16 protein-coding genes and 1 pseudogene are annotated in these 17774 nt (G+C 66.3%); 2 read left to right on the forward strand and 15 right to left on the reverse strand.

Annotated elements, in window-relative coordinates:
- Positions 1-144: 144 nt before the first annotated feature.
- A pseudogene (locus tag ACO2Q5_RS13885) lies at positions 145-317 on the forward strand (IS5/IS1182 family transposase); the annotation flags it as partial.
- 168 nt (positions 318-485) lie between these two features.
- On the opposite strand, the gene ACO2Q5_RS13890 reads toward ACO2Q5_RS13885, so the two are convergent.
- The 6 genes from ACO2Q5_RS13890 to ACO2Q5_RS13915 all read right to left on the reverse strand — a co-directional run bounded on the left by ACO2Q5_RS13890 (position 486) and on the right by ACO2Q5_RS13915 (position 7969).
- A complete protein-coding gene (locus ACO2Q5_RS13890; protein WP_423292016.1) occupies positions 486-1469 on the reverse strand; it encodes an ABC transporter ATP-binding protein in 984 nt (327 codons plus the stop codon).
- 8 nt (positions 1470-1477) lie between these two features.
- Positions 1478-2485, reverse strand: coding sequence for an ABC transporter ATP-binding protein (locus ACO2Q5_RS13895; RefSeq protein WP_423292018.1), 1008 nt, complete (start codon positions 2483-2485; stop codon positions 1478-1480).
- On the reverse strand, positions 2482-3357 hold the full coding sequence (locus ACO2Q5_RS13900) for an ABC transporter permease (RefSeq protein ID WP_423292020.1): 876 nt from the start codon (positions 3355-3357) through the stop codon (positions 2482-2484). The genes ACO2Q5_RS13895 and ACO2Q5_RS13900 overlap by 4 nt, the downstream gene beginning before the upstream one ends.
- A 1-nt stretch (position 3358) precedes the next feature.
- Positions 3359-4297 carry an ABC transporter permease gene (locus ACO2Q5_RS13905; RefSeq protein ID WP_423292022.1) on the reverse strand — a complete coding sequence of 313 codons (939 nt, stop codon included), beginning with the start codon at positions 4295-4297 and terminating at the stop codon, positions 3359-3361.
- A 72-nt stretch (positions 4298-4369) separates the two neighbouring features.
- On the reverse strand, positions 4370-5929 hold the full coding sequence (locus ACO2Q5_RS13910) for an ABC transporter substrate-binding protein (RefSeq protein WP_423292024.1): 1560 nt from the start codon (positions 5927-5929) through the stop codon (positions 4370-4372).
- A gap of 429 nt (positions 5930-6358) precedes the next feature.
- Entirely contained in the window at positions 6359-7969 is a 1611-nt protein-coding gene (locus tag ACO2Q5_RS13915; RefSeq protein ID WP_423292026.1) for an ABC transporter substrate-binding protein, read from the reverse strand.
- Between the two features lie 168 nt (positions 7970-8137).
- On the opposite strand from ACO2Q5_RS13915, the gene ACO2Q5_RS13920 reads away from it, so the two are divergent.
- Positions 8138-9445, forward strand: a complete 1308-nt coding sequence (locus ACO2Q5_RS13920) for an amidase (protein ID WP_423292028.1) — start codon at positions 8138-8140, stop codon at positions 9443-9445.
- 3 nt (positions 9446-9448) lie between these two features.
- On the opposite strand, the gene ACO2Q5_RS13925 is transcribed toward ACO2Q5_RS13920, so the two are convergent.
- The 9 genes from ACO2Q5_RS13925 to ACO2Q5_RS13965 are packed head-to-tail and all read right to left on the reverse strand — an operon-like array spanning position 9449 to position 17562.
- Complete coding sequence (locus tag ACO2Q5_RS13925; RefSeq protein ID WP_423292030.1) at positions 9449-10402, reverse strand: ABC transporter ATP-binding protein; 954 nt, start codon at positions 10400-10402, stop codon at positions 9449-9451.
- On the reverse strand, positions 10399-11367 hold the full coding sequence (locus ACO2Q5_RS13930) for an ABC transporter ATP-binding protein (protein ID WP_423292032.1): 969 nt from the start codon (positions 11365-11367) through the stop codon (positions 10399-10401). The genes ACO2Q5_RS13925 and ACO2Q5_RS13930 overlap by 4 nt, the downstream gene beginning before the upstream one ends.
- Positions 11364-12209, reverse strand: coding sequence for an ABC transporter permease (locus ACO2Q5_RS13935; RefSeq protein WP_423292034.1), 846 nt, complete (start codon positions 12207-12209; stop codon positions 11364-11366). Before ACO2Q5_RS13935 ends, ACO2Q5_RS13930 begins: the two co-directional genes overlap by 4 nt.
- Positions 12206-13186, reverse strand: coding sequence for an ABC transporter permease (locus ACO2Q5_RS13940; protein WP_423292036.1), 981 nt, complete (start codon positions 13184-13186; stop codon positions 12206-12208). Before ACO2Q5_RS13940 ends, ACO2Q5_RS13935 begins: the two co-directional genes overlap by 4 nt.
- Positions 13183-14319, reverse strand: coding sequence for an NAD(P)/FAD-dependent oxidoreductase (locus tag ACO2Q5_RS13945; RefSeq protein ID WP_423292038.1), 1137 nt, complete (start codon positions 14317-14319; stop codon positions 13183-13185). Before ACO2Q5_RS13945 ends, ACO2Q5_RS13940 begins: the two co-directional genes overlap by 4 nt.
- The gene (locus ACO2Q5_RS13950) at positions 14303-15718 is read right to left on the reverse strand and encodes an NAD(P)/FAD-dependent oxidoreductase (RefSeq protein ID WP_423292040.1); all 1416 of its coding nucleotides are present in this window, start codon (positions 15716-15718) and stop codon (positions 14303-14305) included. Before ACO2Q5_RS13950 ends, ACO2Q5_RS13945 begins: the two co-directional genes overlap by 17 nt.
- The gene (locus ACO2Q5_RS13955; RefSeq protein ID WP_423292042.1) at positions 15715-16032 is read right to left on the reverse strand and encodes a (2Fe-2S)-binding protein; all 318 of its coding nucleotides are present in this window, start codon (positions 16030-16032) and stop codon (positions 15715-15717) included. The genes ACO2Q5_RS13950 and ACO2Q5_RS13955 overlap by 4 nt, the downstream gene beginning before the upstream one ends.
- Positions 16033-16041: 9 nt before the next feature.
- Positions 16042-16392, reverse strand: coding sequence for a RidA family protein (locus tag ACO2Q5_RS13960; protein WP_423292044.1), 351 nt, complete (start codon positions 16390-16392; stop codon positions 16042-16044).
- Between the two features lie 33 nt (positions 16393-16425).
- Entirely contained in the window at positions 16426-17562 is a 1137-nt protein-coding gene (locus ACO2Q5_RS13965; RefSeq protein WP_423292046.1) for an NAD(P)/FAD-dependent oxidoreductase, read from the reverse strand.
- Between the last annotated feature and the right edge of the window lie 212 nt (positions 17563-17774).

Below are 17774 nucleotides of genomic sequence, written 5' to 3' on the forward strand. Positions count from 1 at the left end.
ACATTGAGCTGTTCTACAACCCGAAGCGCAAACACACGAACAACGGCATGCTGTCGCCCGCTGATTGCGAAAACAGGCAGCAGAAACTGAGCGAGGCGGGCGTCTAGGAAACTGGGGGCACCTCAGTGGCGGTGATGGCGAAGGCAGGCGCGCAAGCACGGCGTTCAGGGTCGACGCCAAGGGCGCAAGGACCATCCGGCGAGGGAGGCCGCAACGTCGGACATCCGCGCCGTGGCGTTTCCGCCCAGCAACGACGGCGACAGTCCGGCCTTGCCGGAGGTGCTTGGGCAGGCCCGAGCGTGACGGCCGACGGGGCCTAGGACGCCCACGGCTGCCACGCTGCGATCTGAGGGCCAATCCGCCCGGGACCTATGTCAACGCACTGTCATGATCGCAGGGGATGAGCCAATGATCTTTGTGCTGTCCCGCGAAGCTGCGGTCCCGGCGTGCCGCTTTATTGCTCTTCGCCTCAGCCCGGACTCAGATCATTGCGCCACCGGCTGCAGCGCCGGGGTTCCTGCGAAATGGCAATGGGCGACGTGTCCCGGTGCGGTTTCGGTTGCGGGCGGTACCGTTTCGCACAGGGGCTGTGCCGAGGGGCAGCGGGTGCGGAAGCGGCAACCGGAGGGCGGGTTGATCGGGCTGGGCACATCGCCTTTCAGCAGGATGCGGGGCCGGGCCTGTTCGCGCAAAGGATCGGTCAAAGGCACGGCGCTGAGCAGCGCCCGGGTATAGGGATGGCCGGGCTGGGCGTAGAGCTCTCCGCTCGGGCCCCGTTCCATGATCTTGCCCAGATACATAACGTAGACCCGTTGCGCCGCCAGCCGCACCACGGCCAGATCATGGGCGATCAGCAGGCAGGCCATGCCCAGATCGTCGCGCAGCTTCAGGAACAGGTTCATGATCTGCGCCCGGATCGAGACGTCAAGCGAGCTGACCGGCTCGTCACAGACCAGCACTTGCGGATCCGCGGCCAGGGCCCGGGCGATGCAGACCCGCTGGCGCTGGCCGCCCGACATCTCGCGCGGGGTGCGCTCCGCCATCTGTGCGGGCAGGCTGACGGCCTGCAGCAGCTCGGCCACACGGGCCTTGCGGGCGGCGCGGTTGCCCTCGCCATTGATCAGAAGGGCCTCGTCAATCGCCTCGCCCACGGTCTGACGGGGCGAGAGGGAGGAAAGCGGGTCCTGAAAGATGTACTGCACCTTCCGCCTTGTGGCGTTGCCCTGCGCCCCGCGCAGGGCCAAAAGGTCCTGACCGCGGAACAGGATCTGGCCGGACCGGGCGCGTTCCAGCCCCACGATGGTGCGCCCCAAGGTGGATTTGCCGCAGCCGGATTCCCCCACCAGACCCACGATCTCGCCGGGGTTCAGGTCCAGGCTGACGCCATCGCAGGCGCGGATATCGGCGCCGGTGCGGCTGTCGCGGAAATGCGTTTTCAGATCGGTGACACGCAGGATCGGATCGGACATTCGGGGCCTCAGACGGTTTGATTGACGGTGACCGGGCAGGCGGCCAGATGGCCGAGAGCCGAGCGGGGTACCGACAGGAGGGGCGGGCGGTCGCGGCTGCAATCGGGGCGCGCCAGCGAACAGCGGGGCGCGAAGGCGCAGCCGTCGATGCGGCGGGCCAGGTTCGGCGGCTGGCCGGGCAGGCCCTCGAAGGGCGTGTCCAGCGGTGCGGAAAGCGAGGGGACCGAGGCGAGAAGCCCCCGCGTATAGGGATGGGCGGGGTCCAGCAGCACCTCGCGGACACCGCCCAGCTCGGACAGCCGCCCGGCATACATGACGGCCACCTTGTCGGCCAATCCCGAGACCACGCCGAAGTCATGGGTGATGATGACGATGGCCATCGACATCCGCTTTTGCAGATCCTTGAGCAGCGCCACGATCTGCGCCTGAACGGTCACGTCCAATGCGGTCGTCGGTTCGTCGGCGATCAGAAGCTTTGGCTCGCCGGCGATGCCCATCGCGACGCCGACGCGCTGGCGCATCCCGCCGGACAGCTCGTGCGGATACTGCTGCATCCGGCTTTGCGGGTCGGGCAGACCGACCAGCGTCAGCAATTCCGCCGCCCGCGCCTGGGCTTGTGCGGGGGTCAGGCCAAGATGGCGTTCGATCCCCTCGGTCAACTGGCGGCCAACCTTGCGCACCGGGTTCAGGGCGGACAGCGGGTCCTGGAACACCACGCCGATCTCACCGCCGCGGACGGATTCCAGCTGGCCTGTGGTCATCCGCAGAAGATCGCGCCCCTGAAAACGCACGGCCCCTTCCAGATCGCTGTCCACCCCGGCGGGCAGCAGGTCCAGCGGCGCCATGTTCAGGATCGTCTTGCCGCTGCCGCTTTCGCCAACGATGGCCAGAACCTCACCGGCGCCGACGCTGTAACTGACGCGGTCCACCGGGCGCACACTGACCGTGGGCGTGTGCAGGGTCACCGAAAAATCGGCGATCTCCAGCAACGGGGCATTGGTCTCGGGGCGGCTCATGCGGTCATTTCCTTCTTGAACAACACCCGGCGCAGCGAGAGCTTGCGGCGGCTCATCGGGCGAGGGTTCTTGGCCAGTGCGATGCGTTCGCCCAGCAGGTTGAAGGCGATCACCAGGAAGGTCAGCGCAAGGCCCGGCAGGATCACCAGTCGCGGCGCTTCTTGAATGTAGGGCATGGCCGAGACCAGCATCTGCCCCCATTCGGCCTGCGGCGGCTGCACGCCCAGACCCAGAAAGCTGAGATTGGCAATGGCCAGTGCCAGAAGGCCTGCATCGGCGCTGGCATAGACCAGCACCTGGCCCAGGGCGACCGGGATCAGGTGGCGAAAGATGATGCGCGCCGGGCTGGCGCCCAGAACGCGCAGGCTTTCGATATAGGGTTGTGCCACGGCAGCTGCGACGACGCCCCGGGTCAGGCGGGCGTAGATCGGGACCCAGGCGATCGACAGCGCGAAGATCATGTTGCCGTAGCTGGGGCCGAAAACCCCCACGATGGCCAGCGCCACGAACAGGCTGGGGACCGAGAAGCCGAAATCGCACAGACGCATGACGATCTCGTCCAGCCAGCCGCCGAAATAACCGGCCAGCGTGCCCAGAACCATGCCCACCGTGCCGGCCAGAACCAGAACCGTGGTCACCCCGATCAGCGTGGTCTGCGCCCCGGCGATCAGCCGGCTCAGCGTGTCACGGCCCAGATTGTCGGTGCCCAGCCAGTGCTGGCCCGAGAAGGATTGCATGGCGGACATCAGATCCTGCCGGGCCGGATCATAGGGGCTGATCAGCGTGCCGAAGACCGCAATGAAGGCGAAGAAAGAAACCAGAAGCAGCGTGGGCCAGCCGAGCAGGCGAAGGGGGGTGCGAAGCCAGATCATCTCAACCTCTCTTGGCGCGGCGTTGCAGGGGATCGGCCATCATCACGATCAGATCGACCGCCAGATTGACCAGAATGAACAGGACCGAGAACATCAGCAGGCAGCTTTGCAGCACCGGAAGATCGCGGAAGCGGGCCGCCTCGACGAAATAGGCCCCGACGCCGTTCCACGAGAAGATCGGCTCGATGATCAGCGAGGATTGGGTGATGAAGGCGATGTTCATGCCGAAGGCAGTCAGGAAGACCGGCACGATATTCGGCAGCGCATCGCGGAACAGGATGCGGCGACGGGCAAAGCCCTTGGCCTTGGCGGTGATGACATAGGGTTTCGCCATCGCCTCCTCGAGCCCGACCCGGATCAGCCGGCTGAGAAGCGCACCGGGAACGGCGCCGACGGCGATGCATGGCAGCAGCCACGAGGCCGGGCCGCGGAAACCGAAGGTGGGCAGAAGCTGCATCTGCACGCCGAAGACATAGATCAGCATCGCTGCCAGAAAGAATTTTGGCAGCGAGACGTTGAAGACCGCAAAGGCACGGATCAGCCGGTCGGCCAGACCATTGGGCCAAAGCGCCCCGGCAAAGCCCAGCGAAACGCCCATGATCAGCGTGACAAGGCTGCCGCCAAGAACCAGGATCGCGGTGGGTTTCAGCCGCTCGGCCAGCGCCGCGGCGACGCTTTCGCCGGTGCGCAGCGAATGGCCAAGCTGGCCCTGCACCACCTCGCCCAGCCAATGGAAATAGCGCAGGATCAGCGGGTCGTTCAGCCGGTATTCCAGGGCCACCTGATCCACCACCTCCTGGCTGACAAAGCCCCCGCGCAATTCGGCGATCAGGGCGGCGACATTGCCGGGGAAGGCGGCGATCAGGATGAAGGAGAAGATCGAGGCGATGACGATCAGGATCGCGGCCGACACGGCGCGATTGAGGGTTATGCGGAGCATGTCAGGGCGGGCCTTGCATCTGCGGCTTCCTTGCGCCCCGGGTTTTGTGCCCCGGGACGCTTGGTTGCGGGCTTAAAGCGTGACGGACTTCAGCGGCAATTCGTATTCGGTGGCGGGGATGGCGAAGGTCTTGATCCGCTCACCATGCGCCCAGATCCGGTCACCATGGAACAGCGGTGCGATGGCCCAATTGTCATGGATCCAGTCGAACACCGCCTGGAAGGCCGCCGGGCGGTCCGCCTCTGTTGCGGCAAGGGCTGCGGCGATCAGCGGGTCCAGCGCGGCATCCTCGTAGATCTTGCCATCCGTCCCCGGTTCGATGCTGGACAGGAACATCAGCCCGATGGTGTTGTAGGGATCGTAGGGCGCGCCATTGGTCACGAAGAGCGACAGGTCATATTTGAAGGAGGGGATGTCGCCATGCCGGGCCGCATGGTCCACGTTGCGCAGCGACAGCCCGATCCCGGCTTCAAGGAACCCCGCCTGCAGCACTTCGCCCAAGGCGCGCGAACCCGGAACGGCATCTTCCGAGATCACGAGTTCCACATTCAGCGGTGTCCCGTCCTTGGTTCGGGTGCCCTCGCCGGTCCAGCCTGCCTCTTCCAGCAGCGCCTTGGCCTTTTCCACGTCGCGCGCAGGCACATCGAAACGGGTGCCCGAATGGGCGATCACTTCGGGGTAAAGGTTCATCGTCGCCTTCGCATAGCCCTTCATCACCACCTGGGCGATGCCCTCGCGGTCGATCAGCAGGTTGAAGGCCTCGCGCAGGCGGGCGTCCTTGAACAGATCGGTCCGCGGATTGAAGCCCAGGATCATCGTATCGGTGCCGGTCTCGGTCACCACGGTGACCCCGTTGGTCTTCAGCGTGGTCGCGTCCTGCGGGCTGATGGGGGCGATGAACTTGCCGCCGATGATGTCGATCTCGCCGCTCATGATCGAGGAGATGCGGCTCATCCCGTCCGGGATCACGATCAGCGAGACCCGGTCAACCGCCGGCTTGTCGCCCCAGAAGCCGGGATTGACGACCAGATCAGTGCCTTCGGGTCCGTCCTTTTCCACCATCCAGGGGCCGGTGCCGACCGGGCTGGCATATGTGCCATCGGCATTCACCGCCTTGGGTGACAGGAACCGGACCGGGCGGACATAGCTGAGTTCGGTCAGGGCGGTCGGCGTGGGCTTGGTGAAATGCAGCGCGACGGTCATCGGGTCGATCACCTCGATTTCCTTGAAGTTGTTCGCGCATTGCATCCAGCGGTAATCTTCCTTGGGCAGCCAGCGTTCCAGGTTCCAGACCATGGACTCTGCATTCCAGGCCTCGCCGTCGGTAAAGGTCACATTGGGGCGCAGGTGGAAGATGATCGAGGTGTCATCGGCATTCACCTCCCAACGCTCGGCCAGCCCGGGCTCGACCGAGCCGCCGGGGCCGTAATGGACCAGCGGGTCGAAGACCATGTCCTGCACCGCGAAGATGCCGACATAGCGCTGCGGATCCAGATTGCCGCTGGCCCGCACCAAAGGCAGGCGCAGCGTGATCGCGCCATTCTGGGCGCGCAGGGGAAGGGCATTCAGCCCGAAGCTGGCGGCCAGAGCGGTGGCACTGGCAAGCAGGGATCGGCGGGAGATCGTGTTCATTGGGCGGGTCCTCTGTCGGGGATTGCAACCGTCGCACTGGCGGACGGAGGGACGCTCTGCGGCGCCGGTTATTGCGGATGTGACGGGTACGAGGCGTCCTGCGCAGCGTCCTGGACGGGAACCTCATGCAGGGCGTGGGCTGATTGGTCTTCGCCTTGCACAAAGCAAGACTGCGCGCTTTCGCCGATCAGGTCAAAAAAGTGGAAAGCGGCAGTTTATACGCAAATGTTATAGTCCGGCGGGCCAGAGGCGGTTTTTGCCTGCGGCTTGGGCGGTTTGTGAAAAGCACCGGAGAAACGCCCGGCAACGGTGGTTGGCGCAGCCCGAAATGCAAAATCGCCGCGGTCCGGTCAGGACCGCGGCGATTTGTCTGCGCCTGCCATGCGCCCGGGAGCGGGGCGCGGGATCAGGCCGCGCAGCGAGGCTGGGTCACTCCTCCAGCCAGGCGTCGGCGAAGTTGGTATAACCGTCGGCTTGCATCGTGTGGTTGTGCAGCTTCTTGTCAAAGATCGTGGTGCGCTGCAGGACGAAGAGGTCGATCACCGGCAGGTCGGTCTGCGCGATCACCTGCATGCGGTCGAACAGCTCTTTCCGCTTCTCCTGATCCGGCTCGTTCGCGGCCGCCTCCAGCACCGCGTCCATCTCCGGGTTCGAATAGCCTGAACCGTTCGAGAACGGGGCGCCCTTGATAATGTTCTTCGACCAATAGACCCGCTGGATGCCCAGCGTCGGGTCGGGCAGGGCCGAAGGCGTATTGCTGGTCAGGTCGAAATCATAGTCGGTGTAGATGCGGGTCAGCCATGTTGGCGTATCCTGCATGCGGATTTCCACCGCGATCCCCACATCCTGCAGGTTCTGTTTCACCACCTCGGCCGCCCGGGTGTAAGAGCCGCCGAAGGGCAGGGGATCGTGGAAAATCTTGAAGCGGATCCCGTCTTCACCGCGCGGATATCCCGCCTCGTCCAGCAGCGCCTCGGCAGCGGCGGGATCATAGGGATAGGCCGGCACGTCGGGGGTGTAGAACTCGGTGAGTTCGGTCGGCACCGGGCCGGTCGATTTGACACCGTAACCGCAGAAAACGGCATCCAGGATGAAATCCACATCCACCGCATGGGCGATGGCCTGACGCACCCGACGGTCGGACAGTTCCGGGCGGCGGGTGTTCACTTCCATGATGTAGCGCGAGCCGAAGAACTGGTAGCCGTTGGTCTCGACCCCCAGATGTTCGATACCGGCCAGTCGTTTTGCAGTGCAGGGGCTGACCGGGCCAAAGACGCCATACTGGATCTCGCCCGTCTCGAACGCGGCGGCGCGCGCGGCTTCGTCGGTGATGACGCGGTAGATCATCCCGTCCAGATAGGGTTTGCCCTCCTGCCAGTAATCGGGATTGGCCTCCAGGATGATCGCTTCGCCCTTGCGCCATTCCTTCAGCTTGAAAGGGCCGGTGCCGACCGGGGGTTCCGAGACCAGCCGCGCGCCCACATCCTCGCCGTCATAGATGTGCTGCGGGACGATCTGGCTTTCATTGCCGTTGATCACCGCCAGCAGATAGGGCGCGGGAGAGGAGAGGTGGAAGATCACGGTCAGGTCGTCAGGCGTCTCGACGCTTTCGACCTTGGACATCACCACGCGGTTGCGCGGATGCATGACCTTCCAGATCTTCTCCAGCGTGAAGGCCACGTCCTTCGAGGTGAAGGCCACGCCATCATGCCATTTCACCCCTTCGCGCAGGTGGAACGTCATGGTCAGCCCGTCGTCCGACACCTCCCAGCTGGTGGCAAGCGCGGGTTGCAGCTTCATGTCCAGATCGTAATAGGCCAGCCCCTCGAACAGCTTGCTGGAAATGTCCAGCGCACCGCCGATGGGGTTATGGGCGGTGACCAGAAAGGCCGGGTCCGGATTGACCACGGCGGTCACGATGCCGCCGCGCTTGGGCGTGTCCTGTGCTGCGGCAGGCAGGGCCAGTATCATCGAGGTGGCGGCTGCGACCGCAAGCGGGGCAAGCCGGTCAAATGGCATCAAGGTGCGTATCCAGTTCATGGTCCAGATTCCCTGCTGGTCTATTATCCAGCCGATGCTAGGTCCGCGCCCGGGGCCTGTCCAAACACCTGGCGCGGGCAGGATATGGCCGCAGGTTATGAAATGCCCGGTCCGGGCGCGCATCCGGGATGCTAGCTTGGCCGCGACCGACAGGCCAGGAAAGTGACGATGAACGCGGATGACGAGACGATCACGGGCATGGCCGCGCGCATTGCAGCCGGGCTGTCGCCGGTGGCGCTGGCCGAAGTGGCGCTGGCCCGGATCGCTGCGCATAACGCTGCGCTGCGGGCGATGATCCATGTCGATGAGGCCGCCGTTCTGGCCGAGGCCCGCAAGGCCGAGGCGGATCTTCGGGCCGGGCGGCGCAGGGGCCTGCTGCAGGGCGTGCCGGTGGCGGTGAAGGATGTGCTGGACGTGGCGGGTCGCCCCACGACGCTGGGATCGCGCCTGTTCGGCACGGCGCCGGCCGCACGGACGGCCCCGGCGCTTTTGCGGTTGCAGGCGGCCGGGGCGGTGCTGATCGGGAAAACCAACCTGCACGAGCTTTGCGCGGGTGGCCACGCCAATCCCTGGTTCGGCAAGGTGGTGAACCCGCTGGACCCTGCGCGCGGCACCGGGGGCACCAGCAGCGGCGCGGCGGCAGCGGTCGCCGCGGGCTTCTGCGCGGCGGCGGTGGGCAGCGATACCGGCGGTTCCAACCGCTCTCCCGCCGCGGCGACCGGCCTGTGTGGTTTCAAGCCCAGCCCCGGTCTGATCCCGAACGAGGGGGTGTGGCCCATGGCCCCGACGCTGGATACGGTGGGTGTTCTGGCGCGCACCGTGGCCGATACACGGCTGATGGCCGAGGCTCTGTCCGGCCAGACCCTCGCCGCCCCGGCGCCGAAAGGGCGGCTGCGGATCGCGGTCAGCCCCGATCTGGCAGATGCGCCCGTGGATGCCGCCATCAGCAATGCCATCGCAGGCTTTCTTGACCGTCCCGAGGTCGAAATCGTCATGCTGCCCTTCCCCGAGGCGCGGGCGCTGCGTGAGGCGGGCCTGTCGATCCTGCTGCACGAATTCGCAGCGGGCCATGCGGCGGCCATCAAGGCCCGGCCGGATCTGGTGGGCGACGCGGTCCACAGCTTTCTGGATCTCGGGCTGGCCATCAGTGCCGAGGATTACGCGCAGGCCCTTGTCATTCGCGCGGATCTGAAACGGCAGATGGCGGCACGGATGGCGGGAATCGACGCGCTGGCGATGCCGACCTGCCCCGGCACGGCGCCCGGGCTGGAAGACGAGACGACCCTGGTAAATGGCGCAAGAACCTCTTGGGGCCTTGCGGGCGGCCACTTTCGGCGTTGGGCAAATGTGCTGGGCATGGCGGCATTGGCGCTGCCGCTGCCGCTGGCTGGCGATCTTCCGGCTTCTGTCACGCTGGGCGTGTTGCCTGGGCAGGATGCGCGGCTGTTTGCCATCGCGCAGAGGCTGACGGAATAACGGTCAGCCCGGAACCAGATGGCAGGCGACATCATGGCCCGGCCCCGCGGGGCGCAGGCCGGGCACCGTTCCGGCGCAGGGGGCGAAGGCGCAGCGGCAGCGGGCGCGGAAATCGCAGCCCTGCCGCGGGCCGATGGGGCTGGGCATTTCGCCCTCCAGAATATCCTTGTCGCGCAGCCTTTGACCCGTTCCGGGCAGCGGCCGCGCCGCCATCAGCGCCTGAGTATAGGGATGAGAGGGGGCGGTCCAGAACCGGTCACGCCCGCCAAGTTCGACGATCTTGCCCAGATACATCACCGCCACCCTGTCGGCGAGGTGCTGGACCACCGAAAGGTCATGCGAAATGAACAGGTAGGACAGGCCCATCTCTTTTTGCAGATCTGCCAGCAGGTTCAGGATCTGTGCCCGGACCGAGACATCCAGAGCCGAGACCGGCTCATCGCAGATGATCAGTTCGGGGCGCAGCATCAGCGCGCGCGCAATGCCGATCCGCTGCCGCTGACCGCCCGAAAACTCATGCGGATAGCGTCCGGCGGCTTCGGGCCGCAGGCCGACCCGCTCCATCATGCGGGCGACTTCGCGGCGACGCTCGCCGACCGATCCGCGACGATGCACGATCAGCGGTTCCTCAAGGATACGGGCCACGGTCGCGCGGGGGTTCAGCGAGGAGAACGGGTCCTGAAAGATCATCTGCACCTTGGGCCGCCATGGCCGCAGCGCGCGATGCGACAGTCCCGCCAGCTCGGTCCCCGAAAGCTTTACGCTGCCGGCATCGGGCGGGGTCAGACCGGCGATCATGCGGCCCAGCGTCGATTTCCCGCAGCCGGATTCACCGGCCAGGGCCAGCGTCTCGCCCCGGCGCAGGGTCAGATCGGCCCCGTCCACCGCTGTCAGCACCCCGCCGCCGGTCTTGAACGCCTTTTTCAGGCCGCTCACCTCTAGAAGCATCTCGGTCATCTTGGGCCTTCCGGAAAATGGCAGGCCACCATCGACCCGCCGAGCGGCGCAAAGGGCGGCGCCTCTTCGCGGCAAAGCGCCTGTGCCGAAGGGCAGCGCGGGGCGAAGGGGCAGCCTCGGGTGATCTCGCCGGGGCGGGGCGGCAGGCCCGAGATTTCCTGCAACCGGTCCCCTGCGGCGCCGCCCGCGTCGGGCAGGCAGGCGAGAAGGCCGTTTGTATAGGGGTGGCGCGGGGTGTGGAACAACCTGTCCACATCGGCCAGTTCGACGATCTGCCCGCCATACATCACCGCCACACGGTCGGCGACTTCGGAGACGACGCCAAGGTCATGCGTGATCAGCAGAACCGCCATCCCGTTGCGGTCGCGCAGTTCCAGCAGCAACTTCAGGATCTGCGCCTGAATGGTCACGTCCAGCGCGGTGGTCGGTTCGTCCGCGATCAGCAGATCCGGCTCGCAGGCCAGCGCCATGGCGATCATCACCCGCTGCCGCAACCCGCCCGACAGGTTGTGCGGATAGTCCTTCACCCGCCGCCGCGCATCTGGCATCCGCACCAGCTCCAGCAGCTGCATCACCCGTTCCTGCACCTGATCCTCGGGCAGGGTGCCATGGGTGCGGATCATCTCGGCGATCTGGCGACCGATCGGCATCAGCGGGTTCAGCGAGGTCATCGGTTCTTGGAAGACCAGCGCCGCCTTGCGGCCCCGCAGCGCGCGCAGGCCCGAAGGGGACAGCGACAGCACCTCGGTCTCGCCCAGCCGGATCGACCCGCCGGTGATCCGCGCGGCGGGGGGCAGAAGGTTCAGGATCGAGAAGGCGGTCATCGTCTTGCCCGAGCCGGATTCACCGACCAGCGCCACGATCTCGCCCTTGGCGATCGACAGGTCCAGACCGTTGACGATCAGCGCTGCCGGGTCCTGACGCAGTGCGATCTGCAGCCCGCGAATGTCCAGAACATTGCTCATCTGTTGCGCGACCTTGGGTTCAGGGCATCATTCAGACCTTCGCCCACCAGATTGATGGCCAGAACCGCAGCCAGAACGGCAAAGCCCGGAAGCGCGGTGATGTACCAGTCCGTCCGCAGCACCTCGCGTCCGCCGGCGATGATATAGCCCCAGCTCATGGCGTTGGGGTCGCCCAGACCCAGAAAGGACAGACCCGCCTCCAGCAGGATGGCCGAGGCGATCATCAGCGAGCCGGAGACGACGATGGGCGTCACGGCATTGGGCAGAAGCTGGGTCAGGATGATGCGGGCATGCGACATGCCCATCAGCGTGGCGGCCTGGATGAACTCGGCCGGCATCAGTTGCAGGAACTGCGCGCGGACCAGACGCGCAAGCGGCGGCCAGGAGACCAGGCTGATCGCCACGATGATGGTGGTCAGCGTGGGCTGGAAGGCCGCCACGACCACCACGGCCAGAACGAAGGGCGGGATGGTCTGGAAGACCTCGGTGAAGCCCATCATCGCGCGGTCCACAGCCCCGCCGAAATAGCCGGCCGTGGCCCCGACGAATGTGCCCAGAAGCGTGGCGACCAGAGTCGCGGCCAGCCCGATGAACAGCGACACCTGTGCACCATAGAGCAGCGCCGCCAGAAGGTCGCGGCCCAGGAAATCCGTCCCCAGCGGAAACCTCCCGTTGTCGCCGGGCCAGAGGAGGGGCCGCCCGGCCAGTTTCCACGGCCCTTGCGGGTAGAAGATCGAGGCCGAGGCCGCCATGCCGACGATGATCAGCAGGATCACGATGCCCGCCACCGCCATCCGATGCCGCAGGAACCGGCGCAGAAAGCTGTTTCTCCGGTCTTTCATTTCAGTGGAATCCTCGGGTCGATCAGCCGATAGGCGATCTCGGTGGCGATGTTGATGACGATCACCATCACCGAGCAGATGAAGAGAAGGCCGAGAAGAAGGTTCAGGTCGCGCTGGAAAACCGCCGTATAGGCCAGCCGGCCAAGCCCCGGCCAGGCGAAGACCGTCTCCACCAGCACCGCCCCGCCCAGCATGGCGCCGATCTGCAGCCCCAGCATGGTGACCATGGGCAGGATCGCATTGCGCAGGACATGGCGATAGGCGATGGCATTCTCGCCCAGGCCCTTGGCCCGTGCGGTGGTCACGAAGTCCTGCCCGGAAACCTCCAGCATCGAGGCGCGCATCAGCCGCACGTAGAAGGCGGTCAGATAGAGGCCCAGGATCGTCGCAGGCATGATCATGTGGACAAGGATGTCCAGCGCCCGGCGCAGGCCGGTATATCCGGCCGAGATATCCTCCATCCCGCTGGATGGCAGCCAGCCCAGATTAACAGAGAACACGACGACCATCATCAGCCCCAGCCAGAAGACGGGCGTTGCATAGGCGATCAGCGCGGTGACCGAGATCAGATAGTCGGGCCAGCGGTTCACCATCCGCGCGGCAAGGACGCCCAGCACGACACCCGCGCCGAAGGCCATCAGGATCGCGGTCAGCATCAGGAGAAGCGTGGGCCAGAGGTGATTCAGCAGCAATTCGGTGACCGGCACGCCGTAGCGGAAAGAATATCCCAGATCCAGCTGGGCCATGTTCCACATATACAGGCCGAAGCGCACGATCAGCGGCTGGTCCAACCCGTATTTCGCGCGGATCTCGGCCATGAATTCCGGTGAGGCCGCTCCGGCCTCGCCGGCCAGAACATCGGCCAGATCGCCCGGCGCCATGTTGGCCACGACGAAATTCATCGCCACGACGCCGATCAGGATGGGGAGCGACTGGATCAGCCGGCGGAGGGCGAAGCGGGCAAGGGAAAGCATCATGGCGTGATCGCCCCCTGTTGCGGCACGTCCCGGCGGAACCGCGCCAGCCCGAAATCGGCCATGTCGGCGGGGATGGCCCCCTTGTGCACCCAGTCCGCCACCGTCTCCAGATGCACCGCCGCCAGCGAGATGCCGCTGTGGCAGGTGACCAGAAAGGCGCTGGGTGCGACCTCGTCATAGATCGGGCTTGCATCGGGGGAAATGATGCGCAGGGCGCCCCAGCTGCGGACGATGTTGACCTCCTTCAGGAAGGGGAAGAATGCCATTGCGTCGCTGGCGATGCGTCGGGTGACGGCATGGCTGGTGGCCGTGTCGTGGCCCGAATCCTCTTCCCAGCTGCCGCCGATGATCATCGTTCCGTCCGGCATATGGCGCGCCTGTTCCATGACCGTGTGAAAGACCTTCGGGACCCGTTCGGTGACCAGAATCTGGCCGCGCACCGGCGTGACCGGGATGTCCACGCCCAGCATCCGCCCCAGTGCGGCATTGCCCAGCCCGCCGGCCAGCACGATACGTTCAGCCGAGATTCGGTCGTGGGTGGTCTCCAGAATGTAACCCCGTGCCGTGGCCTCGATCCGCTGCACGCCCGCGCCGGGCAGATACCGGCCTCCCAGCTTGGCGTAGGCCCGATGCAGCGCATGGAACAGGCGCAGGGGATCGGCCTGACCGTCATAGGGAGAGTAGGATCCCCCCGCGACCTCGGGACCGATCTGCGGCACGACCTCACGCAGCTGACGGTTGTCCAGCATGGAATAGCTATAGGCGCCTTTCACATGGCCCGCCACCGTTGCCATCTTCTTCGCCCGCGCGGCCAGATCGGCCTCGCTGCGGCACAGATACAGGCCGCCGGGCTGTTCCAGCGCTACGTCGATCCCGGTGAAGTCTTGCAGCCATTCCGCGAGATCGGGCCAGATCTCCACCGCTGCCATCGACCACGGCGTATAGGCGGGCAGCATGTCGCCCTTGCCCTGCACCCAGACAAGGCCGAAATTGCCCCGGCTGGCGCGGATGGCGCCATCATGTTCATCTATGACCGTGACCTTGCGCCCCAGACGCAGCAATCCGACGGCGACCGACAGGGCGACCGTGCCGCCACCGATCACGGCGATTTCGGTCTCATACCGCGGGGGCATGGAACTCTCCTCTGCTGGCGGTGTCCTCGCCCCGGCCTTCCTCGGCAAGCTCAGTGAGGGACAGGGGTTTCAGAGGAAAGCGGATGTGATAGCCGCCGATCGCACCGGGGTCCTGCCCGGTTTCGGCCGCGATCAGCCGCGTGACCGGATTGCCGCAGATGCGGCCCTGGCAAAGGCCCATGCCGCATCGGGTGAAGACCTTGGCCTGTGCCGGTCCCCGTGCACCATCGCGCAAAGCCGCGCGCAGCGCGCCTGCGGTCACCTGCTCGCACCGGCAGATCAGGGTGCCATCAGCGGGCGGCGTGGCGGCAAGGCGCGGGGCATAGGCCGCGTCGAGGAAGGCGCGCAGGCCGCGCAGCCGGGTCAGCGCCCGACGGGCCGCCGATGCCTCTGCCGCTTCAGTGCCGTCCGCCGGCCGGCCCAATTGCTCGGCAATGCGGAGCGCGGCCAGACGGGCGGCATGCGGCGCGGCCTCGGCACCCAGAATGCCGGCCGCATCGCCGATGATGAACGTCCCGGGACGCGAGCTTTCGCCCCAATCGTCCACCTGTGCGACCAGACATTGCTGAGCCGCGTCCCAGCGGGACCGGCAGTCCAGCGCAAGGGCAAGCTGGGTGTTGGGGATCACGCCCTCATGCACCAGCACCATGCCGACCTTCAGGTGGCCCCCGGGGCCGCTGTGCCGGGTATAGGTGATGTCTTCCACCGCCGCACCGCCGCGCGCTTCCAGCCCGGAGATGCCGGAAATGACCCGCACCCCCGCCCGCCGGAGCCTTGCCATGAAGCCAAGCCCCTGTGCCACCGCGCCCATATTGCGCGCCAGAGCCGGCAGATGCGCCAGCCCGGCCCGGAAGGGCGCAGTTGAGGTGTCCAGAATGGCCGATGGCTTCGAGCCGAGGGCCAGGAGCTGACAGGCCAGCAGCAGGACCAACGGGCCGTTGCCCGCAATCACATAGTCGCCCCCCGGCACCACCCGTGATTGCTTCAGGATCAGCTGAAACGCGCCCGCGCCGATGACGCCGGGCAGGTCCCAGCCCGGAAAGGGCACAGGCCGCTCGATCGCCCCGGTGGCCAGGACCAGGCGCTTCGCCTCCAGCTGGCGCATCCGGCCATTCAGTCTGTAATGCACCACCTGGCCTTCGACGCGCATCACGCTGGCGCCATAGGCGACCGGGATGTCCGCAGCGGCAAAGGCCTGCACCGCGGCAGCACCTTTCTGATACTCCGCCCCGAAGACCGAAGCCGAGGCCACCGGGCGATGCAGGGCGGCCGCATGGACATTGCCGCCCGGCCCGGCGCGCTCGTCCAGCATCTGGACCGACAGGCCCCGCGCCACCAGATCGCGCGCGACCGCCATGCCCGCAGGGCCGGCGCCGATCACCGCCACATCCACCATCATTGCACGGACTCCTCGCCCGACAGCCCGGTCTGGCGACGGATCCGCATGCCATCGCGCACGGGGATCAGGCAGCCTTGCCGGTTTGCCACGCCGTCAATCTCGACCAGGCAGTCGAAGCAGACGCCCATCATGCAGAAGGGCGACCGTGGCGCACTGCCGATCAGCGTCCGCCGATAGGGCTGCGATCCGGCCAGAAGTACCGCCGTGGCGACGGTGTCGCCAGCGTGCACAGTGACCGGAACGCCATCGACGGTGACGGTCAGCGCCGGGGTATCCGCAACGGCGCGGCGCAGGATGGGAGAAGGGGCAACCATGGCGCGCCTCTAGAGTGCTGCGGTGAACAAGATCTCCACCCGGATTTCGGCCAGGGCGAAATCCGCACCGACCGTGATCCGCGCCGGCGGCGCAGCCTCGCCCAGCCAGTCGATCCACGCCCGGTTCATCGCGTCGAAATCCCCGGTGTCGCGCAGATAGATCTGCGTCAGCAGCAGTTTGCTACGGTCGGTGCCGACGCCGGCCAGCAATTCATCAGCCCGCGCCAAGACCTGCCGGGTCTGCGCCTCGGTATCCACCGTCTTGTCCTCGGCGGTCAGGCCGGACAGATAGACCGTCTCGCCGTGAACGACGACGCGGCTGAGTTTCTGGTTCGACTGGTGGCGGGTGATGGCGGCCATGGCAGGAACTTTCACTGATCAGAGGAGAAGGGGTCAGGCGTCGGTCCGCTCGGCGGCCGAAGGCGTGTTCTGGAAAAACCGCTGCGGGCGGAACGAGTCGAGATCGGCATGGTCTTCGCCCCGGACCACCTCATCCGCAACGGCCCGGCCCAGATAGGGCGAGATCGTAACGCCGCTGTGGGTGACCGCCATGTAATGCCCCTCGATCCCGGGCATGGCGCCGGCACAGGTGTAGCCATCTGCCGGGAAGGGGCGGACGGTGGTGCGGATCGCCTCCAGATCCACCGCCTCCAGCGCTGGCAGAACCTCGCGTGCGGCGGCCAGCAGGGCCAGACCCTGGGCGCTGTCGGGCGCCAGCGGTTCGGGCTCCTGCAACGTCTGATCGACCGAGATCTTGTGGATCATGATCCGGCCCGCGCCATCGGGGCGGAGGTCCATGTCATCGGCATGCAGCTGGCTGCGCAGCGTCATGGCGACGGGCGGGGTGAAGCCGAGGATGCCGATGGTCGAGGCCAGCGGGATCCCGCATGCATCGCCCAGCGTCGCATCGGCCCAGCCCCCGGTGCAGTTGATGACCGCATCGGCAGGAAAGCTGCCGCCCTCGGCCGTTCGCACCTGCCGGACCTTGCCGCCCCGGGTCTCGATCGCGGTGACGCGGGCGAATTCATGCACCTCGGCGCCGAACCGCGCCTTGGCCGCCCGCAGCAGCCAGGCACAGTAAAGCGCGGGATCGACCCAGCCCTCTTCCGGGAAATACGAGATCGGAAAATCCGCGATCCCTGCCAGGTTCACATCGGGCTCCATCTCGGCCAGGGCCTTGCGGCTGAGCCATTCGACGCCGTAGCCCCATTCCTTCATCTGGCGGAAATTCTCCAGATAGGCGGCCTGATCCTCGGCCCGGTTGCGCCATTCGACGCTGCCGGTCTGCTTCAGCCAGGGGGTGGTGCCAAAGTCGCGGCGCAATTCCAGATGGGCGCGCATGCCGGCGACGTTCAGGTCATAATAGGCGCGCGGGAACTTGGTCGTGGCATTGGTCCAGGCAAAGCTGATGGACGAGGTTGCCCCGGCAACCCGGCCCGCTTCCAGCACTGTGACCTTGGCCCCTGCCTTGGCACATTCATAAGCGACAGAGCTGCCCACGATCCCCGAGCCGACGACCACCACCTGCATTCCCGTTCCTCCGCTTTCACCGTTCGCCGGTCATTCAAATCCGCCCCGGCACGGCGCCGCGGACCCCCAGATGCGGGGCCCGGAAAAGGGCGGTCCGCTGTGGAGAAATATCTCAGCCGCTGTCGGGCCGATCAATTGCGCCGGGCGGGCGGGAGTTGTGGCCAAAAGTTATGAACTCGGCTGGCCTACGGGACAGGACATGCCCCCGTCCG

The sequence above is a fragment of the Neotabrizicola sp. VNH66 genome (assembly GCF_049445895.1).
Classification (GTDB): domain Bacteria; phylum Pseudomonadota; class Alphaproteobacteria; order Rhodobacterales; family Rhodobacteraceae; genus Pseudogemmobacter.

What these genes read in the sequence shown, in the direction of transcription:
- ACO2Q5_RS13890 (WP_423292016.1), bottom strand. Translation starts at nt 1,469, where the DNA reads ATGTCCGATCCGATCCTGCGTGTCACCGATCTGAAAACGCATTTCCGC.
- ACO2Q5_RS13895 (WP_423292018.1), bottom strand. Translation starts at nt 2,485, where the DNA reads ATGAGCCGCCCCGAGACCAATGCCCCGTTGCTGGAGATCGCCGATTTT.
- ACO2Q5_RS13900 (WP_423292020.1), bottom strand. Translation starts at nt 3,357, where the DNA reads ATGATCTGGCTTCGCACCCCCCTTCGCCTGCTCGGCTGGCCCACGCTG.
- ACO2Q5_RS13905 (WP_423292022.1), bottom strand. Translation starts at nt 4,297, where the DNA reads ATGCTCCGCATAACCCTCAATCGCGCCGTGTCGGCCGCGATCCTGATC.
- ACO2Q5_RS13910 (WP_423292024.1), bottom strand. Translation starts at nt 5,929, where the DNA reads ATGAACACGATCTCCCGCCGATCCCTGCTTGCCAGTGCCACCGCTCTG.
- ACO2Q5_RS13915 (WP_423292026.1), bottom strand. Translation starts at nt 7,969, where the DNA reads ATGAACTGGATACGCACCTTGATGCCATTTGACCGGCTTGCCCCGCTT.
- ACO2Q5_RS13920 (WP_423292028.1), top strand. Translation starts at nt 8,138, where the DNA reads ATGAACGCGGATGACGAGACGATCACGGGCATGGCCGCGCGCATTGCA.
- ACO2Q5_RS13925 (WP_423292030.1), bottom strand. Translation starts at nt 10,402, where the DNA reads ATGACCGAGATGCTTCTAGAGGTGAGCGGCCTGAAAAAGGCGTTCAAG.
- ACO2Q5_RS13930 (WP_423292032.1), bottom strand. Translation starts at nt 11,367, where the DNA reads ATGAGCAATGTTCTGGACATTCGCGGGCTGCAGATCGCACTGCGTCAG.
- ACO2Q5_RS13935 (WP_423292034.1), bottom strand. Translation starts at nt 12,209, where the DNA reads ATGAAAGACCGGAGAAACAGCTTTCTGCGCCGGTTCCTGCGGCATCGG.
- ACO2Q5_RS13940 (WP_423292036.1), bottom strand. Translation starts at nt 13,186, where the DNA reads ATGATGCTTTCCCTTGCCCGCTTCGCCCTCCGCCGGCTGATCCAGTCG.
- ACO2Q5_RS13945 (WP_423292038.1), bottom strand. Translation starts at nt 14,319, where the DNA reads ATGCCCCCGCGGTATGAGACCGAAATCGCCGTGATCGGTGGCGGCACG.
- ACO2Q5_RS13950 (WP_423292040.1), bottom strand. Translation starts at nt 15,718, where the DNA reads ATGATGGTGGATGTGGCGGTGATCGGCGCCGGCCCTGCGGGCATGGCG.
- ACO2Q5_RS13955 (WP_423292042.1), bottom strand. Translation starts at nt 16,032, where the DNA reads ATGGTTGCCCCTTCTCCCATCCTGCGCCGCGCCGTTGCGGATACCCCG.
- ACO2Q5_RS13960 (WP_423292044.1), bottom strand. Translation starts at nt 16,392, where the DNA reads ATGGCCGCCATCACCCGCCACCAGTCGAACCAGAAACTCAGCCGCGTC.
- ACO2Q5_RS13965 (WP_423292046.1), bottom strand. Translation starts at nt 17,562, where the DNA reads ATGCAGGTGGTGGTCGTCGGCTCGGGGATCGTGGGCAGCTCTGTCGCT.